The sequence below is a fragment of the Shewanella putrefaciens genome (assembly GCF_016406325.1).
Taxonomy (GTDB): Bacteria; Pseudomonadota; Gammaproteobacteria; order Enterobacterales; family Shewanellaceae; genus Shewanella; species Shewanella putrefaciens.
Genome location: NZ_CP066370.1, coordinates 4,046,380 through 4,064,515, shown reverse-complemented (window position 1 = coordinate 4,064,515; position 18,136 = coordinate 4,046,380). Strand labels below are relative to the sequence as shown.

Annotated in this window: 19 protein-coding genes; 13 read left to right on the top strand and 6 right to left on the bottom strand. The window is 43.1% G+C overall.

Going from position 1 to position 18,136, the window contains the following annotated elements:
- Positions 1-52: 52 nt before the first annotated feature.
- Positions 53-2,572: a penicillin-binding protein 1A gene (locus JEZ96_RS18075; RefSeq protein WP_011920198.1), complete on the bottom strand. Its 2,520-nt coding sequence runs from the start codon at positions 2,570-2,572 to the stop codon at positions 53-55.
- Positions 2,573-2,760: 188 nt separating this feature from the next.
- On the opposite strand from JEZ96_RS18075, the gene JEZ96_RS18070 reads away from it, so the two are divergent.
- The 9 genes from JEZ96_RS18070 (at position 2,761) to JEZ96_RS18030 (ending at position 11,738) form a co-directional block, all read left to right on the top strand.
- The gene (locus JEZ96_RS18070; protein WP_025008218.1) at positions 2,761-3,840 is read left to right on the top strand and encodes a pilus assembly protein PilM; all 1,080 of its coding nucleotides are present in this window, start codon (positions 2,761-2,763) and stop codon (positions 3,838-3,840) included.
- Positions 3,828-4,412, top strand: coding sequence for a PilN domain-containing protein (locus JEZ96_RS18065; protein ID WP_011920197.1), 585 nt, complete (start codon positions 3,828-3,830; stop codon positions 4,410-4,412). Before JEZ96_RS18070 ends, JEZ96_RS18065 begins: the two co-directional genes overlap by 13 nt.
- Positions 4,409-5,035: a type IV pilus inner membrane component PilO gene (locus tag JEZ96_RS18060; protein ID WP_025008217.1), complete on the top strand. Its 627-nt coding sequence runs from the start codon at positions 4,409-4,411 to the stop codon at positions 5,033-5,035. The genes JEZ96_RS18065 and JEZ96_RS18060 overlap by 4 nt, the downstream gene beginning before the upstream one ends.
- A complete protein-coding gene (locus JEZ96_RS18055; protein ID WP_025008216.1) occupies positions 5,035-5,550 on the top strand; it encodes a pilus assembly protein PilP in 516 nt (171 codons plus the stop codon). The genes JEZ96_RS18060 and JEZ96_RS18055 overlap by 1 nt, the downstream gene beginning before the upstream one ends.
- Positions 5,551-5,571: 21 nt before the next feature.
- The gene (locus JEZ96_RS18050) at positions 5,572-7,623 is read left to right on the top strand and encodes a type IV pilus secretin PilQ (protein WP_011791078.1); all 2,052 of its coding nucleotides are present in this window, start codon (positions 5,572-5,574) and stop codon (positions 7,621-7,623) included.
- A gap of 216 nt (positions 7,624-7,839) precedes the next feature.
- Positions 7,840-8,355: a shikimate kinase AroK gene (gene aroK / locus JEZ96_RS18045; protein ID WP_011791077.1), complete on the top strand. Its 516-nt coding sequence runs from the start codon at positions 7,840-7,842 to the stop codon at positions 8,353-8,355.
- Positions 8,356-8,360: 5 nt separating this feature from the next.
- A complete protein-coding gene (gene aroB / locus JEZ96_RS18040; RefSeq protein WP_025008215.1) occupies positions 8,361-9,440 on the top strand; it encodes a 3-dehydroquinate synthase in 1,080 nt (359 codons plus the stop codon).
- An 18-nt stretch (positions 9,441-9,458) separates the two neighbouring features.
- Complete coding sequence (locus JEZ96_RS18035; RefSeq protein ID WP_198779827.1) at positions 9,459-10,850, top strand: AAA family ATPase; 1,392 nt, start codon at positions 9,459-9,461, stop codon at positions 10,848-10,850.
- 48 nt (positions 10,851-10,898) lie between these two features.
- Complete coding sequence (locus tag JEZ96_RS18030) at positions 10,899-11,738, top strand: Dam family site-specific DNA-(adenine-N6)-methyltransferase (RefSeq protein ID WP_011791074.1); 840 nt, start codon at positions 10,899-10,901, stop codon at positions 11,736-11,738.
- Between the two features lie 17 nt (positions 11,739-11,755).
- Here the strand turns inward: JEZ96_RS18030 and JEZ96_RS18025 are convergent, their stop codons facing one another.
- Together JEZ96_RS18025 and JEZ96_RS18020 are read right to left on the bottom strand one after the other, a co-directional pair.
- On the bottom strand, positions 11,756-11,941 hold the full coding sequence (locus tag JEZ96_RS18025) for a DUF2970 domain-containing protein (RefSeq protein WP_011920194.1): 186 nt from the start codon (positions 11,939-11,941) through the stop codon (positions 11,756-11,758).
- Positions 11,941-12,306: a hypothetical protein gene (locus JEZ96_RS18020; protein WP_011791073.1), complete on the bottom strand. Its 366-nt coding sequence runs from the start codon at positions 12,304-12,306 to the stop codon at positions 11,941-11,943. The genes JEZ96_RS18025 and JEZ96_RS18020 overlap by 1 nt, the downstream gene beginning before the upstream one ends.
- 265 nt (positions 12,307-12,571) lie before the next feature.
- Here JEZ96_RS18020 and rpe point away from each other — a divergent pair, with 265 nt between their 5' ends.
- Genes rpe through trpS form a run of 3 tightly spaced genes read left to right on the top strand, consistent with a single transcriptional unit; the run spans position 12,572 to position 14,974 of the window.
- A complete protein-coding gene (gene rpe / locus JEZ96_RS18015) occupies positions 12,572-13,246 on the top strand; it encodes a ribulose-phosphate 3-epimerase (RefSeq protein WP_014611722.1) in 675 nt (224 codons plus the stop codon).
- Positions 13,247-13,250: 4 nt separating this feature from the next.
- Positions 13,251-13,931, top strand: a complete 681-nt coding sequence (locus JEZ96_RS18010; protein WP_011791071.1) for a phosphoglycolate phosphatase — start codon at positions 13,251-13,253, stop codon at positions 13,929-13,931.
- Positions 13,932-13,975: 44 nt separating this feature from the next.
- On the top strand, positions 13,976-14,974 hold the full coding sequence (gene trpS, locus JEZ96_RS18005; protein WP_011920192.1) for a tryptophan--tRNA ligase: 999 nt from the start codon (positions 13,976-13,978) through the stop codon (positions 14,972-14,974).
- 69 nt (positions 14,975-15,043) lie between these two features.
- Here trpS and JEZ96_RS18000 read toward each other — a convergent pair whose 3' ends face one another.
- Entirely contained in the window at positions 15,044-15,916 is an 873-nt protein-coding gene (locus tag JEZ96_RS18000; protein ID WP_025008213.1) for a LysR substrate-binding domain-containing protein, read from the bottom strand.
- Between the two features lie 119 nt (positions 15,917-16,035).
- Between JEZ96_RS18000 and JEZ96_RS17995 the strand changes: the two genes are divergently transcribed.
- A complete protein-coding gene (locus JEZ96_RS17995) occupies positions 16,036-16,959 on the top strand; it encodes a DMT family transporter (RefSeq protein WP_025008212.1) in 924 nt (307 codons plus the stop codon).
- Positions 16,960-16,979: 20 nt separating this feature from the next.
- Here JEZ96_RS17995 and dolP read toward each other — a convergent pair whose 3' ends face one another.
- Positions 16,980-17,546 carry a division/outer membrane stress-associated lipid-binding lipoprotein gene (gene dolP / locus JEZ96_RS17990; protein ID WP_011791067.1) on the bottom strand — a complete coding sequence of 189 codons (567 nt, stop codon included), beginning with the start codon at positions 17,544-17,546 and terminating at the stop codon, positions 16,980-16,982.
- On the bottom strand, positions 17,543-18,136 hold the full coding sequence (locus JEZ96_RS17985) for a phosphoheptose isomerase (RefSeq protein WP_011791066.1): 594 nt from the start codon (positions 18,134-18,136) through the stop codon (positions 17,543-17,545). The genes dolP and JEZ96_RS17985 overlap by 4 nt, the downstream gene beginning before the upstream one ends.

The following is an 18,136-nucleotide window of genomic DNA, read 5'->3' as shown; positions in this document are numbered from 1 at the left end:
CTAAGTCGCGTTTTTTATTGGTTATTCATTGTTATCACAAAAAAGATGAAGCCTATTGGAATAAATCATCCGTTGGTGATTCGATAAAGAGGCTATTTTCATCTTGCGTTTCACTGATGTATTCCTTCGGTTCGGTACCCGAAATGAAGTACTCGAACGCACTGGTATAGTCAGTTTTTCGGGTGAGTTTACCTGTCGCTAAATCGATTCGTACTGAGACAATACCTTCAGGTGGGATCAAAGTTGCTTCAGGTGTACCTTTTAAGACACCGTTCATAAACTCGTTCCAGCCTGGCCCTGCGGTTTTTGCTCCAGCTTCTGCTCCCGTGATTTGATCTTTTTCGCCATTGGCATTCCAAGCGGTTCTACCTAATTGTCTACCATGATCATCAAATCCAACCCAGAAAGTGCTGGTAAGTGCAGGGCTAAAACCACTGAACCAAGTATCACGTGATTCGTTAGTTGTACCTGTTTTACCTGCAATATCGTGTCGTTTAATCAACTGCGCAGCACGCCAAGCCGTACCTTGCCAGCCAGTGCCTTTACTCCAATCGCCGCCACCCCAGATAACACTCTTCAGGGCTTCAGTAATAAGAAATGCAACCTGTTCAGAAATAATTTGTGGTGCATAACGGCCTGTTTGTCCAAAGCAATATGCAATAGGTTCGTCTGTTGCTAAATCTGCATTGCCAAAATTCATCGGGTCATTTGACTGCGGTGCCGCTGTGTTGCTTGGTTTGCAAGCTAAGGTTGGATTCGCTTTCTCGATGACATTGCCAAAAGAGTCTTCTACACGGTCAATATAGAAAGGTTCAACTAAGTAGCCTCCATTGGCAAATACGTTAAACGCAGTAGAAACTTGTAGTGGAGTTACCGAAGGAGAACCTAAGGCCAAAGATTCGTTGCGGGGTAGATCGTTTGGATTAAAACCAAATTTTACCAGTTCAGCTATCGCAGCATCTAAACCAATATGGCGCATCGCACGAACTGACATTACGTTGATCGACTGTGCTAAACCCACACGTAAACGAGTTGGGCCGCCATAGATATCAGGCGAGTTTTTAGGCCGCCATGCGGTGCCTTGGCTGATATCGGGTTTATTAATTGGCGCATTGTTGATTAAGGTTGCTAAGGTAAAGCCTTTCTCTAACGCAGCAGCATAAATGAAAGGTTTGATGTTTGAGCCTAATTGACGTTTTGCTTGGGTCACTCGGTTATATTGACTTTGGCTAAAGCTATAGCCACCAACCAAGGTACGAATAGCGCCATTTTGTGGATCGAGTGATACAGTGGCACTCGCAACCTCTGGTACTTGGGACAACTGTAAATATTGACCGTTATCGCGGATCCAAATACGTTCACCCACATTTAGCACATCAGCAGCCGTTTTAGGAACGCTACCCTGACGTTTATCGGTAATGAATTTGCGCGCCCACTTTAATCCATCCCAGTTGATGACTTTGGTTTCACCTTTGGCGGTTAATACGCTTGCTTGCTGACCATTAAGACCTAACACCGCAGCAGGGTGTAATTCCTGTACAGGCGTGATCTTAGCAAGTTCAGCTTGAATTTGGGTGTTATCTGGCCTGGTTCCTGTCCACAGCACTGCTGCGGCACCTCTATAACCATGGCGTTCATCGTAGGCGTATACATTATTACGTAAAGCTTGTTGTGCGAGTAACTGCAGATCCGATGAAATCGTGGTGTAGACGTTATACCCATTGGTATAGGCTTCTTCTTCACCATATTTTTGTACCATATAATCCCGCGCCATTTCCGAAATATACGGCGCATAGAGATCAATTTCAGCGCCATGGTATTTAGCGACTAAAGGTTCTTGCAGAGCCAGTTGGTACTCAGTTTGATTGATGTAACCGACTTCATTCATTCGCATTAGCACCACATTGCGGCGAGCCAATGCGCGTGAATGTGACGTAATAGGGTTAAGTGTTGAGGGAGCCTTAGGCAAACCCGCAATCATACTCATTTCGGATAGGCTGAGATCTTGTACGTTTTTACCAAAATACACTTGAGCTGCAGCGCCAACACCATAGGCTCTTTGACCTAAATAAATGCGGTTAACATAGAGTTCGAGGATTTCATCTTTGGTTAGCAGTTGCTCAATGTGATAGGAAATAAAAATCTCCTTCACTTTACGAATAATGGTTTTGTCACGGGTTAAGAAGAAGTTACGCGCCACCTGCATAGTGATCGTACTTGCACCTTGTTTCTTTTCGCCTGTAGTTAACATGACGACCGCAGCACGAATAACACCAACAGGATCGATTCCGCCGTGTTCATAGAAACGTGCATCCTCTGTTGCAAGGAAGGCTTGCAACAGAGGCTTAGGGACTTCTTCCAACTTTAATGGAATACGACGCTTTTCACCAAACTGAGAAATGAGCTTGCCGTCGCTGCTATAAATGCGCAAAGGTGTTTGTAATTGCACATTTTTTAGTGTCGAAACATCCGGCAAATCCGGCAAAACATAAAAGTATGCTGCAACAATGGCGCCTACACCCAGAAGGGCTAGACTAAATAGAGCTATAACAATACGTTTTAACCACTTCACCTAAATTGTTCCTAATGTTCAGTTAAGTGCGACAGTATATAAGGCGCGCACGTCTTGGTGAAGTAAAAACGTGATGTTCATAAAATAGCCCGTGTAAAATATTGAAACATTTTATCCAAATAAGTATAACAAATTGATTTTGTGCTAATCTCTTTAACGGAATGATAACTAAAAAGTGACAACGGACTATGCTTTCAAATTTATGGAAGCGTCAGGCTCCGCAGATGGTGGGAATCGACATTGGTTCACATGAAGTTAAGGCCATTTTGCTGGGTAAGACTGCTGATGGATACAAAATACTCAGTCATGCAGCGGTCCCTGTAAAAAAGGGGGCCATCAACGATCATGATATTCGTGATGTTGATGCCGTTGTTGAATGTTTAAGGCAAGTGAAGCGTATCTTACCTAAATCGGTGAAATATGCGGCTGTTGCTGTATCTGGTTCAGCAGTGATGACAAAAGTTATCTATATGGATGCTTCGCTGAGCGAGGAAGAAATGGAAGCCCAGATAGAAATAGAAGCCGATAACTTAATTCCCTATTCCCTGGATGAAGTGAGCATTGATTTTGAAACCCTCAATGTAAATAGTACCGATCCTTCTAAGGTTGATGTGCTATTGAGCGCCTGTCGTACCGATAATATAGATGTCAGAGTCGATGCATTAGATACGGTTGAACTTGAGACGAAAGTTGTTGATGTTGAGGGATATGCACTTGGGCGCTCTGCAGAGTTAATCCTAGGTCAGTTACCAGAAGGAGCGAGGCAAAAAGCCGTTGCACTGGTTGATATTGGCGCCAATATGACGACTTTTTCTGTAGTAGAGTCTGGTGAAACAACCTTTATTCGTGAACAAGCCTTTGGTGGTGAGTTGTTTACTCAGTCAATACTGTCCTTTTATGGTATGTCCTATGAACAAGCGGAAAAAGCCAAGATAGAAGGTGACTTACCACGTAATTATATGTTTGAAGTGTTATCACCTTTTCAAACTCAGCTACTACAACAAATAAAACGTACGCTGCAAATCTATTGTACATCCAGCGGTAGAGATAAAGTCGATTATCTGGTTTTATGTGGTGGGACCTCTAAGTTGGAAGGAATGGCTAATTTATTAATTAATGAATTAGGTGTTCATACTATCATCGCCGATCCTTTTCAAGGATGTTTACACGCAGACGAATCAATCAAACATATCCTGCAACCTAACATCAGTAAATATATGGTTGCCTGCGGCTTAGCACTGAGGAGTTACGGTCAATGGCGAACATAAACCTACTCCCTTGGCGTGAAGAGGCAAGAGAAAAGCACAAACGTGACTATATCGGTATCTTGGCTCTGGTTTTTTTAGGCGCAGCTATTCTAGTGTATATCGCCTTGTCTTTGCTTGAAATGATGACCGATGAGCAGCGTGGGCGAAATGCTTACCTACAATCAGAAATTCAATTACTTGAAACTCAAATCGCTGAAATTAAAAAGATCACCGAGCGGAAAAAAGACATAGAGCGTCGTACCGAGATTATTCTTAACCTCCAACAATCTCGTAATTTACCAACCCATGTTTTAGATGAGTTGGTGCGTGTAGTACCCGCTGGAATATACCTTTCAAGTATTGAGAAAAAGGGCAGTCTATTACTCATTGAAGGTCGGAGTGAATCCAACAATAACGTAGCGAATATGATGCGTAAAGTTAAAGCATCAGAATGGTTAACCGATCCGAATATGCAATCTATCGTGACCCAAGATGATGAATTAAGACAATTACAGCGGTTTAATTTACGAGTGAGTGTCAAAAGTGCGATTGCTGATGACCCTGTAAAAGTGGCGCAAGGAGCGAGTAAATGAAACTCGATCTTAGTCAGTTTAATGACATCGATTTTGAGAATATTGGTGGTTGGCCTAATCAAGTAAAAACTTTTTTTGCAATATTATTAGCGCTTTGTGTTTTTGCTGCGGGTTATTTTCTTGTGATAGCAGATGCTGTTGATTTGTATAGCGCGGAGCAAAATAAAGAGGTGCAGTTACGGGATGACTTTAAAAATAAATATCAACTTGCGGCAAATTTGAAACTCTATCGCGAACAGTTAGCTATCATGGAAGTGCAATTTGCTGAATTGCTTAAAATGTTACCGTCTGAAAATGAAATGCCAGGTTTGCTCGATGATCTGACTTTTGTTGCAACGGATGCAGGATTAAGAATTAAGAGTTTAAACTGGGAACCCGAAATTCAGCGTGATTTTTATATTGAGTTTCCTATTAAAATGTCTGTTACTGGGGATTATCACCAGCTGGGCAATATGGTCAGTGGTGTCGCAAAATTACCACGAATTGTTAGTCTTCACGATTTTACGATTAAACGGGATGACTTAGGTCATTTAGCGATGGATATTTTAGCAAAAACCTATCGCTTTAAGGAAGGAGCTGAATTACCACCCGAAAAGACATCGGATAATAAGGGTAAAAAATGATGAAATTATTTCCCTTACTCGTGTTAAGCCTTTTTTTGATGGGTTGTATTGGTGATCGTAGTGATTTAGAGCTATTTGTTACTACGACTAAGGCACAGCATGTTGCTCATATACCGGCGCTAAAAGAACCTCCAAAGTTTGAACATTTTGCTTATCAAGCTGAGTTGCTGCGAAGCCCTTTTGTTCCACCTTCTCGTGAGTTAACGGAAGAAGTGGTTGATACTAGCAAGAACTGCTTACAACCAGATTTAAAACGTCGTAAAAGTCGCTTAGAGACCTATGCCATTGATAATTTAAAAATGCGCGGCACCTTAAGCGAGGCAGATATGACTTGGGCACTTATCGAAACAAATGACGCCAGTGTATATCGTATCGGTGTCGGTGAGTACTTAGGATTGTTTAATGGGCGTGTAACCAAGGTGACTTCACAAGCTGTTGAAGTAATAGAATTAATTCCTGATGGTTCTGGTTGTTGGTCTGAACGACTCAATAAATTAGAACTTTCCGGAGAATAACGAGCGAAGGATGAAGGAATAATGAAATCTTCTGCTGCGATCAAAATGCCATTAATTCTCTCAGGTTTAATTAAGCCTGTTATTGGGATCGTATTCGTATTTGGCATATTGCCATCGAGTTTTGCTGCCAATCGATTATTAGATGTTAAATATCATGCTTTAGTTGATCGTCAGTTAGAGGTTGAGTTAGTTTTTGAAGATGCAGTAATGCCACCAGTCATTGATTCTAATGCATCGCCAGCCGAGTTGGTTTTAATATTCGATAATAGTATTTCGGGTTTATCTAAAGACCGCTTGCCCATTAATCAAGTGGGTGTAAATGAAATAAGAACAGAACAACAGGATTCTCAACTAAAAGTTGCCTTAGGCTTATCTAAAGTGAAGCCGTATCAAGGTGCTGTGATAGGTAACTCTTACCGTTTAACGATCAATGATGAAGTCGCTAGTGCAAAGCCATTTAGTGAAAATCCTTTTGTTAATAGCATTAAAAATATCGATTTTCGCCGTAATGCAAATGGTGGTGGCGAATTACTAGTCTATTTAAATAATCGCTCAGTCGCTGCCAATGTTGAACAAATTGGCGCTAAGCTTGAGATAAAGTTATTTAATACCGACATTAATAATGATCTGCTTTATGTGATGGATGTGCAGGATTTTTCAACACCAGTAAAAAGTTTTGAAACCTTCAAGGAAGATTTAACTACGCGAATATTAGTTGATATTTCAGGTAACTACGATTTCAATTATAAACAGGAAGATAATATATTTAGACTCTCAATAAATAAAGTTGAGCGGGTTGCAGCAACAAAAGAAGTAAAAAAATACAACGGAAGAACCTTATCCCTTAATTTCCAAAATATTTCTGTTCGAACAGTACTACAGATTATTGCTGATTATAATAATTTCAATCTCGTGACCAGTGATACTGTTGAGGGCAATATTACCCTTAGACTTGATGATGTACCTTGGGATCAAGCATTAGATTTAATATTACAAACTAAGGGACTAGATAAGCGTATTGAAGGTAACATTTTAATGGTGGCTCCAAGTGAGGAACTGGCCATCCGAGAGAGTCAAAACCTTAAGAATAAACAAGAGGTTAAAGAGTTAGCTCCTCTCTATTCTGAATATTTACAGATCAATTATGCCAAAGCGATTGATATAGCTGAATTACTTAAGAGTGCGGATTCGAGTCTGCTATCCCCACGGGGTTCAGTGGCCGTAGATGAACGGACAAATACTGTACTTGTAAAAGATACCGCTGAAATCATAGAAAATATTCATCGTTTAGTGGAGGTGCTGGATATTCCGATCCGCCAAGTGTTGATTGAGTCACGTATGGTGACAGTTAAAGATAATGTGTCAGAAGATTTAGGTATACGCTGGGGCATAACCGATCAGCAAGGCAATAAAGGTTCATCAGGTTCCTTAGAAGGCGCTCAAGATATCGCCAATGGTATTGTTCCTAGTATTGGTGATCGACTAAACGTCAATTTACCTGCACAAGTTGATAGTGCAGCGAGCATTGCATTCCATGTTGCCAAATTAGCCGACGGTACTATTTTAGATCTCGAGCTGAGTGCGCTTGAGCAAGAAAATAAAGGCGAAATTATTGCTAGTCCACGCATTACGACTTCTAATCAAAAAGCGGCATACATTGAGCAGGGGATTGAAATCCCGTATGTGCAATCAACCTCAAGTGGTGCCACATCCGTCACCTTTAAAAAAGCCGTGTTATCATTGCGTGTGACACCGCAAATCACTCCTGATAATCGAGTGATTTTAGATTTAGAAATCACGCAAGATTCTGAAGGAAAAACGGTTCCTACATCCACAGGGCCTGCGGTTGCGATTGATACTCAGCGTATCGGTACACAAGTGTTGGTTAATAATGGTGAAACCATCGTGCTCGGTGGTATTTACCAACAGAATCTTATCAGTCGCGTTAGCAAAGTGCCTGTTTTAGGCGATATTCCCCTAGTAGGTTTTTTGTTTAGAAACACAACAGATAAAAATGAGCGTCAAGAGCTACTGATTTTTGTGACACCTAAAATTGTGGATGAAAAGCTCTAACTCGCTGTTGTACTTTGAATAAAGCCAGCAACACTTGCTGGCTTTACCGTATCTGAAATACAATTCTTAGTATAAATAGCGCACATGACTTGCCATAGTAGACCTTAAACTGAGATAATCCGCGGTCAAGTCTCATAAGAGCAAGGTAACATATAGGTCGGCTTGATCATGAGTCGATATCGGCATACTTTTCAATAAGATTCAGACGTACAAGAAATGGCTGAAAAACGTAATATTTTTCTGGTAGGCCCTATGGGCGCAGGTAAAAGCACAATTGGTCGCCATCTGGCGCAAATGCTGCATTTAGAATTCCACGATTCAGATCAAGAGATTGAGCAACGCACAGGCGCTGATATTGCTTGGGTGTTTGACGTCGAAGGCGAAGAAGGTTTCCGCCGCCGTGAAGCTCAGGTTATTGCTGATTTGTCTGAAAAACAAGGTATTGTCCTTGCCACCGGTGGTGGTTCAGTACAAAGCAAAGATATCCGTAATCATCTATCTGCCCGTGGGATTGTTGTTTATCTGGAAACCACTATCGACAAACAGGTCGCTCGTACTCAAAGAGACAAGCGACGCCCGTTATTGCAAGTAGATGATCCTCGAGAAGTGTTGGAGAGTCTTGCAGAGATCCGTAACCCGTTATACGAAGAAATTGCCGATGTGATCGTTAAAACCGATGATCAAAGTGCAAAAATCGTTGCAAATCAGATCATTGAGAAATTAGGTTTCTAGGCAGAATGATGAAGCAAATTCAGGTTGATTTAGGTGAACGTAGTTACCCCATTTATATTGGCCAGAATTTGATGAATGATAGCGAGGCACTGTCTCGCTACCTGCTTAAAAAACGTATCCTTATCGTTACCAATGAAACCGTCGCGCCCTTATATCTTAATCAGATACAAGAAGTGATGGTTTCTTTTGGTGAGGTTGAGAGCGTCATTCTTCCTGATGGCGAGCAATTCAAAGACTTAGCACATTTAGACGCTATTTTTACTGCATTATTGCAGCGGAATTATGGTCGAGATTCTGTGCTGGTGGCTTTGGGTGGCGGCGTGATTGGTGATATGACAGGATTTGCTGCTGCGTGTTATCAACGTGGTATCGATTTTATCCAAATCCCAACGACATTATTATCGCAAGTCGATTCTTCTGTTGGCGGTAAAACTGCCGTAAATCATCCATTAGGTAAAAACATGATTGGGGCTTTTTATCAGCCACAGTTGGTGTTGATCGATACTCAATGTCTTCACACATTACCTGCACGTGAGTTTGCGGCAGGGATGGCGGAGGTTATTAAGTATGGCATTATGTGGGATGGCGAATTTTTTCAATGGCTTGAAAATAATGTGCAGGCATTAAAGAGATTAGAAACAGAAGCGTTAGTGTACGCTATTTCTCGTTGCTGTGAGATAAAGGCCGACGTTGTCAGCCAAGATGAAACTGAGCAGGGTGTTCGTGCTTTGTTAAATCTTGGACACACTTTTGGTCACGCTATTGAAGCTGAAATGGGGTATGGCAACTGGCTTCATGGTGAGGCTGTTGCTGCTGGCACAGTCCTTGCTGCACAAACGGCTAGGTCACTGGGACTGATTGATGAGTCAATAGTTTGTCGTATTGTGCAGTTACTCCAAGCTTTCGATCTTCCAGTGAGTGCGCCGGAATCTATGGATTTCGACAGTTTCATTCAACATATGCGACGCGATAAGAAAGTGTTAGGTGGTCAGATTCGACTGGTGCTTCCGACCGGAATTGGTCAAGCGGATGTATTTAGTCAGGTCACTGAATCTACCCTTGAACAGGTTATTTGCTGCGCATAAACATTGTGTGGTGAGTGAGTGACATTTCAGGGGCTAGTCTTGCTTCCTTCTCAGGAAGCGCTTATACAACGATTGCATCATATTGCCAGTTATAGCGACCAGCTACTGGTGCTCTCTGGTGCTCAAGGTTCAGGTAAAACCACGCTTGTTACTGCGCTGGCAACGGATTTTGATGAGTCAAATGCCGCGTTAGTCATTTGCCCAATGCATGCAGATAATGCTGAAATTCGCCGGAAAATATTGGTGCAATTAATTTCATCGCCGATATTTGATGATGATATCCCGCTTGGGGAAACGCTATTACGTGTTGCGCCCACACAAACTAAACCCTTACATATCATTATTGATGACGCTCATTTGCTTTCTAAAGAGTTATGGGCTGAATGTATTATTCTGAATCAAATCCAATGTGCGGGTAAGCGGATAGCGGTTACTCTCACTGTGCCCTCTTCATTTTTAGCGGATTTATTGCCGCAGTTACCTGAGCAATTAAGGCGGCAAGTTTTACCTGTCAGCATTGAGCCATTAACACTACCTGAGCGTGAAGCCTTGTACCAAACATTGCTTAGATATAGTGGCCAAAACCCGTTTACACCAAGGGATATAGTGCGTGCTAAACTCGAAACACAAACGGGTACTCCACAGGAAGTGGTTAATTTACTTGAGCTTGCTCTCCATGGTAAGCCTAAGCCAAACTTTTCTTGGAAAAAATATAAAGCACTATCCATCAGCTTTGTTAGTGTGTTGCTTGTGTTAGCGGCTTGGGGAGTGGTAACTCAGCTTCCTCACTCTGGGCTCACCTCAGAACCTATAACCTATCCAGCGATGGACTCACCAGAATTCCTTGCCCATGGTCAACACCGGCTAGCGCCTTATTTTAGCCAACGTGCCGAGCAGCTTAGGCTTTCACAGATTGAAGCAGAAGAGATTGTACCACCAGATCCTTTAGCGAGTTTTCATGGCGAGACTCCACAAATGGAGTCCGATATACCAATTCAATCTCCTATTGATGAGGCGAGTAGCAAGGGAGCGACAGTGGCGTCGAGCAGTGCGACATCAGCATCTGTTAAACCCAAAACCGCCGAAGTGAAGATAACGCAAAATGCCACATTAATGACGCTCCATAAACCAACTAAGGGTTATACCATCCAACTGGCCAGTGTTTCGCAGTTGCGTTCACTACGTTCGACTTTAAAAATGATTGAAGGAGTCGAAGGAGTAAGGGTTGCAAAGTATAAACAACGCTGGGTGGTATTCGTTGGTCACTATAGCAATCATCAATTAGCACAGAGCGCTGCCGCGCAATTAGCTAAGCAGTATCGCCTCGAACAGCCTTGGGTCAGAAAATGGGTGGAACTGCGCGAATATCAGCTACAAGAAAGTCTCCCAAATCGTGAAATCTCAGAATAAACAGAGTACAATCGTGACCTTTATTTATGTCGGTATTCATCAAATTAAATGATTAAAAAACATAGAGCCTTCCTAAAATGGGCTGGCGGAAAATTTAAGTTGGTGGATGAGTTAACGAACTATTTACCTGCGGGAGACCGTTTAGTTGAGCCATTTGTAGGCGCTGGTTCGGTGTTTTTAAATACGGATTATCCAAGCTATTTACTCTGTGACATAAATCAGGATCTGATCGAACTCTATAAAATTGTAAAAGAAAAACCTGCCGAATATATTTCCGCTGCGAGAAAGATGTTTGTCGATGAGATGAACCAGAAGGATGCTTACTACAGGGTGCGTACAGAGTTTAATAAAACCCGTGACCCCTTCATACGTTCAGTTTATTTTCTTTACCTCAATCGTCATGGGTTTAATGGATTATGCCGTTATAATCGCAAGGGTGGGTTTAATGTGCCCTTTGGTTCTTACAAAAAACCTTATTTTCCTGAAAAGGAGATTTGGGCTTTTTCTGAAAAGGCTCAACGTGCTGAGTTTAAATGCATTGGTTATGAAAAGGCATTTGAACAAATTCGTACTGGTGATGTGATTTATTGTGACCCACCCTATGCACCTTTATCAACCACTGCCAGTTTTACTACTTACGTTGGAGCGGGTTTTAGCCTAGATGATCAGGCTTTACTCGCTCGACATTCACGGCACACAGCGCTTGAACGTGGTATTCCTGTGCTAATCAGCAACCATGACATTCCTTTAACGCGGGAGCTATATCGTGGTGCTCACCTCGCAAAGCTTCAAGTACAGCGCAACATTAGCCAAAACGGCAGTAGCCGTAATAAAGTGGACGAATTGATGGCGCTATACGATGAAAACTATGATCTACAGGATGAGTAATATTAGCGGTAATTGCATTAGCTAAGCACTTGACTTACAAGTAATATAAGGCTCCCCACTAAAATTATAGCTAACACTATACCCATCACAATATAAGGTAGTGGTGAATGAGTTTGAAAGTCTTTTGTGCGGTTTTTATCCGACTGCACTCCGAAAAAGGCTGCCAAGGTACTCTGAAATATTTGCCAAATGCGGTTGATCATTAGTATGAGAGTTGTGAATTGGTGGGTTTCATATCATCGATAGGCTTATCTTTATGCCCATATAATAATTCAAGCAGATCAACGAAGTGAAACTGACTTGAACGATTTTTACCCGTAAGCCACGTTGTCCAACTTAAAGGTTGCGCTTGATTAGCACAGCGGTTGTTGGGATGGCTGCTTGGCAAAGAGTTGTTATAGCGAGTGTCACTGCTGCAAGCGCAGGCGGTGGTTTCAGTATTGTCAGTGAGTTTTTGTGCACCAAATGCTAAGGAGGCAACAACGACAGCCGTGAATGCTAACATCATTGATGACTTAAATGTGACTAAACCTAGTAAGTTTGAGAAATGATTTAACCGTCCTTTCATAATACTTCCTTTAACATAACCCAGCGCAGCGCATCGAGTATAACAAACTCGCTTAGTTTATGAACAATAATTTATCAATCACTACAGAAATGTTTGAATATCTCGTTTCTTAACCATATTTTTTGCAAAGCGTGTGTATTATTCGTGTGGCATTCCTCTGACGCCATAATCCATTCAATTACCATAAATGTGGCTTTAGCTATAGAGGCTTAGCCTAGCTAAGGGTAAAATGAAGCACTTTTTGTTCAATTACAGCGAGTGTTTTATGCGTCCATTCTTAATTGCTCCATCGATTTTATCCGCCGATTTTGCCCGTTTAGGGGATGATGTTAAAGCCGTATTAGATGCGGGCGCTGACGTAGTGCATTTTGATGTGATGGATAATCACTATGTGCCTAATCTGACGATTGGCCCTATGGTGTGTAAAGCCCTACGTGATTATGGCATTACCGCCGATATCGATGTGCATCTTATGGTGAAACCCGTTGACCGTATCGTGCCTGATTTTGCTAAGGCTGGCGCTTCTATCATTACTTTCCATCCAGAAGCCTCTGAGCATGTCGACCGTACACTGCAATTAATCAAAGAGTCAGGTTGTAAGGCGGGCTTAGTATTTAACCCTGCGACGCCATTGCATTACCTCGACCATGTGATGGATAAACTCGATGTGATCCTATTGATGTCGGTGAATCCTGGTTTTGGTGGTCAATCCTTTATTCCATCAACCTTAGATAAGCTGCGCCAAGTGCGTGCGCGTATTGATGCCAGTGGTTTTGATATTCGTTTAGAAGTCGATGGTGGTGTGAAGGTCGACAATATCGCCGAAATCGCTGCGGCGGGTGCGGACATGTTTGTGGCTGGCTCGGCTATTTTCGGCAAGCCCGATTATAAGGCCGTTGTTGATGAGATGCGTGCCGAACTGGCTAAAGTTGGGGCATAGTCGCATGTGGGAACAAATTAAGGCAATCGCGTTTGATCTTGATGGAACATTAATTGATAGTGTTCCTGACCTTGCAGTAGCGACCCAAGAGGCTTTAGCTGAACTTGGTTTAGCAACGTGTTCTGAGGCACAAGTGCGTACTTGGGTTGGTAATGGCGCTGAAATGTTAATGCGCCGCGCCATGACTAATGCACTCGGTACCGACGTAGAGCAGGCTGCACTCGATGCGGCGATGCCAATTTTTATGCATCACTACCAAGAGAACCTTGAGAAGCACAGTGCGCTCTATGCGGATGTGCACCAAGTGCTGCAAACCCTGTTAGATGCAGGTTTTAAGCTAGCGGTTGTCACTAATAAACCCTACCGCTTTACGTTACCTTTGCTTGAAGCCTTCAATATAAACAGCTTTTTTAGCTTGGTATTAGGCGGTGATTCGCTGTCAAAGATGAAGCCTGATCCTTTACCGCTGCAGCACCTACTGAAGGAATGGCAGTTAGATAAAGCCGAGTTATTGATGGTTGGCGACTCTAAAAATGACATTTTAGCGGCGAAAGCGGCAGGTGTTGCATCAATCGGCTTGACCTACGGCTATAACTACGGTGAAGATATTGGGCTCGCAGGCCCAGATGCTGTCTGCGAGCAATTTAGTGATATTTTGAACTGGATAAATCCAACAACGCGTTAATTTAATCGATTCTTTTTATTTATAGATAGTGGAGCAATGACGTAATGACCAAACCCATAGTACTCAGCGGTGCACAGCCGTCCGGCGAATTAACCATAGGTAACTACATGGGTGCATTGCGTCAATGGGTGGCGATGCAAGATAGCCACGACTGCTTGTATTGTGTGGTCGACTTGCATGCCATTACCGTGCGCCAAGATCCTAAAACCCTGCGCGAAGCCTGTTTAGATACCTTGGCCCTGTATTTGGCCTGTGGTGTGGATCCTAAAAAAAGCACAGTGTTTATCCAATCTCAGGTACCACAGCACACCCAATTGGGCTGGGCATTAAACTGCTATACCCAAATGGGTGAGTTGAGCCGCATGACGCAGTTTAAGGATAAGTCACAAAAGCATGCTAACAACATCAACGTGGGTTTGTTTGGCTACCCGGTTCTGATGGCGGCGGATATTTTGATTTATCAAGCGAACGAAATTCCCGTTGGCCAAGATCAGAAACAACACCTAGAGTTAACACGCGATATCGCGACTCGCTTTAATAATGCCTACGGTGACACTTTTACCATTCCTGAGCCATTTATCCCTGAACATGGTGCTAAGGTGATGTCGCTGCAGGAGCCGCTGAAGAAGATGTCTAAGTCGGACGAAAACCGTAATAACGTTATCGGCCTGCTAGAAGATCCAAAATCAGTGCTGAAAAAGCTGAAAAAAGCCATGACGGATAGCGATGAGCCGCCAGTCGTACGTTTCGATTTGGATAATAAACCGGGCGTTTCTAACCTACTGAGTTTAATGTCGGGCGTGACGGGGCAAAGTATTGCCAGCCTAGAAGCCGAGTTTGAAGGCAAAATGTATGGACACTTAAAAGTAGCAGCAGGTGAAGCGGTTGTGGGGATGTTAGAGCCACTGCAGGAGCGTTACCGCGCAATTCGAGCCGATCGCGCTTACTTAGATCAAGTGATGAAAGCGGGCGCCGAGAATGCACAGGCGCGCGCCGAAGTGACGCTGAAAAAAGTCTATGAGAAAATTGGTTTATTAGTGTAACTAAACTTACCTCAACCCATTGAATTTAAAGCCGACATAAGTCGGCTTTTTTGTCTTTGTAAATCGGTATTAGGCTTGTGATTTAAGCCAAGATGAGAAAGCTGCAATTGCAGGTTCAGATAAGCGGCGTTGTTTACAAAAAAAAGTAAATTCAAAACCCGTATGCACATCGGGTAAATTCACCGCGACTAAACGCCCTGTGGCAATATCACCCGCTACCATAAAATCCGGTGCAAGGGCTAAACCTTGACCGGCAATGGCGGCTTCAATCGCCATGACGATATGGCTAAATACATGCTGTTGTTCGTTATTAAGCGGGATTTGATGTGCTGATGACCATTTATGCCAATCAAGTCCGAGCGGCCCTTCATCCACGACTAATAGAGCTTGCTGCTGAAAATTATTGAGGTGGATTTCACGCCATTTGGGGTAAAAGCTTGGGCTACACACAGTGATCAGGCGTTCCTTATGTAGTAACTGCTGCCAATACCCTCGCTGGTTGAGTTTTCCGGCGATAAAAATATCCGCTGTGCTGGTGCTGAGATCAGGATCTTGGGTGATCATCTCAAGGCGGATCTTCACACTCGGGTACTGGCGGCGAAAATCCGCAAGCCGAGGGATCAACCATTTCACTGCGAAGGAGCTATAAACCGCTAAGCATAATTGCTTATTGGGTGTGTCCTTCACCTTAAGATTAAGGTCACTTAGCTCATTGAAAATGCGCTCTAACTCGATGAATAATCCTTGGCCTTTGGGTGTTAATTGCAACTTACGGCCTTGGCGATCAAATAATTGCTCACCAAAATATTCTTCCAATACTCGCACTTGATGTGAAACTGCACTTTGGGTAATGCATAGCTCATCGGCCGCTTTTGAAAAATGCTGCTGTCTGGCAGCGGTTTCAAATACCTGCAATGCACGTAATGGTGGAAGCTTTCTCATTATTTTCAATATGTAAAAAATTTAGTATGAATCTAATTCATCTAGCATGAGAAAGCATCATTTCAGCTTAAGTTTTGTGGGGATTATCATGCTGCCATCGAGATTTGTGGAAGTTAAAAATGCAACGCCCTGTTGTTATCGGTTTGATTTTATTGATAGTGGGTAATCTATTCAGTGCCTTTTACGATGTATCTATCAAATGGTTACCCGATGATGCTAACGCTGCAACTTTTCTCCTTGTCAGGCAAATCACTTCTGTCTTTATGCTGCTGCCCGTATGGTTATATGCACAGCGGCCCATGACGACACATATTTCAGTTCACCTTTGGCGTGCCAACATAGGCTCAGTTGGCGCGCTTTTTTTAATTATTGGTTTAATGGCGTTGCCACTTGCGACCGTGAGCTCGCTGTTTTACTCGGCACCGCTGATGATCATCCTTATGGGATATTGGTTTCTTAAGGAGCGCATTACCACAGGGCAGGTATTCTGTACCCTGTTAGGGTTTGTGGGCATTGTGATTATTCTGCGCCCGAGTGAAATGAATTGGTTCGGTCTTGCCGTACTCTTTTCTGCGTTTACTTTTGCAGTGAATCAACTCACGCTAAAAAAAGTACCCAATACGGAACATCCTGTACTCACTTTAATGCTTTATAACCTCTTAGGTATACCAGCCACTTTGTTGATAACCGCTTTCCAAGGTTTGCAGGGATTCAGTTGGGCGTTGTTAGGGGTCGCCTTATTGAGTAATGCTTTTTTACTGATTTATCATTGGTTTTGTGTGTTGGCTTATCGTAAGGCACAGGCGAGTGATATTGCGATTGCCGAATATACAGGGCTGTTATTTATCGTGTTTTTAGGTTGGTTATTGTTCGATGAGTGGTTAGATAGTTTAAGCTGGTTTGGGGCGGCATTGATTGTGCTGCCATCCTTGTTTTTACCTTGGATAGGTATGTTAATGAATAAGCCTGGGCGCCGCAGTGTTGATGCTTTGCTGGTGGAGCCTTTGCGACTTGAAAGTGTTGAGGGCGAGCCTAAGCGATAAGTCACCTAGGCGCGATAATGTTATTCAATATATTCAAATACTTTAACCACTTTACGTACGCCTGCGGTATTACGGGCTATCTCTACAGCTAAATCTGCCTGCGAACGATGGATGACTCCAAGTAAGAAGACTTCGCCATTTTCGGTAATGACCTTAATGCGAGTCACGTCTAACCCTTTTTCATTGAGCATGCGCCCCTTCACTTTGGTGGTGACCCAAGTATCGTTGCTGCGTGTGGTGAAAGAAGTTGGATTACCAATACGGATCTGATTGTGAATTTTGCCACCTAGCTTTAGATCTTGCACAACCTTAATTGCTTTGTCTCGGAGCATTGAGTTTGGTGCTTGACCTATCATAAGCACATTGCCATTTACCGATACACCAGTGATATTAGTCTGTTTTTTAAGATCTTCTTGCTCTAGCAGTGCGCTCGTTATTTTAAAGTCAGTATTGGTATCATCAAGCTGAGTCTTTACCGTTCGTTCATCATTAGCGACCATGGCGCCACTGACTGCACCCACCATAACGGCACCGGCACAGCCTTGTAGCAGCAAGCAAACCATTAACAGTGGGGCAGCGTGTCTCATTGTTGCTCGTCCTGCGGGAAGAGTGTGCGGTCAATATTGTCACACAGGCAATGGATCACCAGTAAATGTACTTCCTGAATACGCGCGGTAACATTAGATGGAACACGAATTTCTACGTCGCCAACACTCAATAGGCCTGCCATCGCACCGCCGTCCTTACCTGTTAGGGCCACAATGGTCATATCGCGGCTAAGTGCTGCTTCCATTGCTTTAATCACATTACCTGAGTTTCCACTGGTAGAAATCGCCAGCAGGATGTCACCTGGTTGACCTAAGGCTAAGATTTGTTTTGAGAAAATCTCGTCATAGCTATAGTCGTTTGCGATAGCTGTGATGGTTGAAGTATCGGTAGACAGGGCGATAGCCGGTAAGGGTGGACGCTCAATCTCATAGCGGTTTAACAGTTCGGCCGAAAAATGCTGTGCATCGCCAGCACTGCCACCATTCCCGCAGGCGAGGATTTTATTGCCACCCAAAAGACAGTGCACCATCATCTCGGCCGCTTTAGCGATAGATTCAGGCAGCGCTTCGGCTGCATCGATTTTGGTCTGGATTGACTCAGTAAAACTGTCTTTAATGCGTTCTAACAT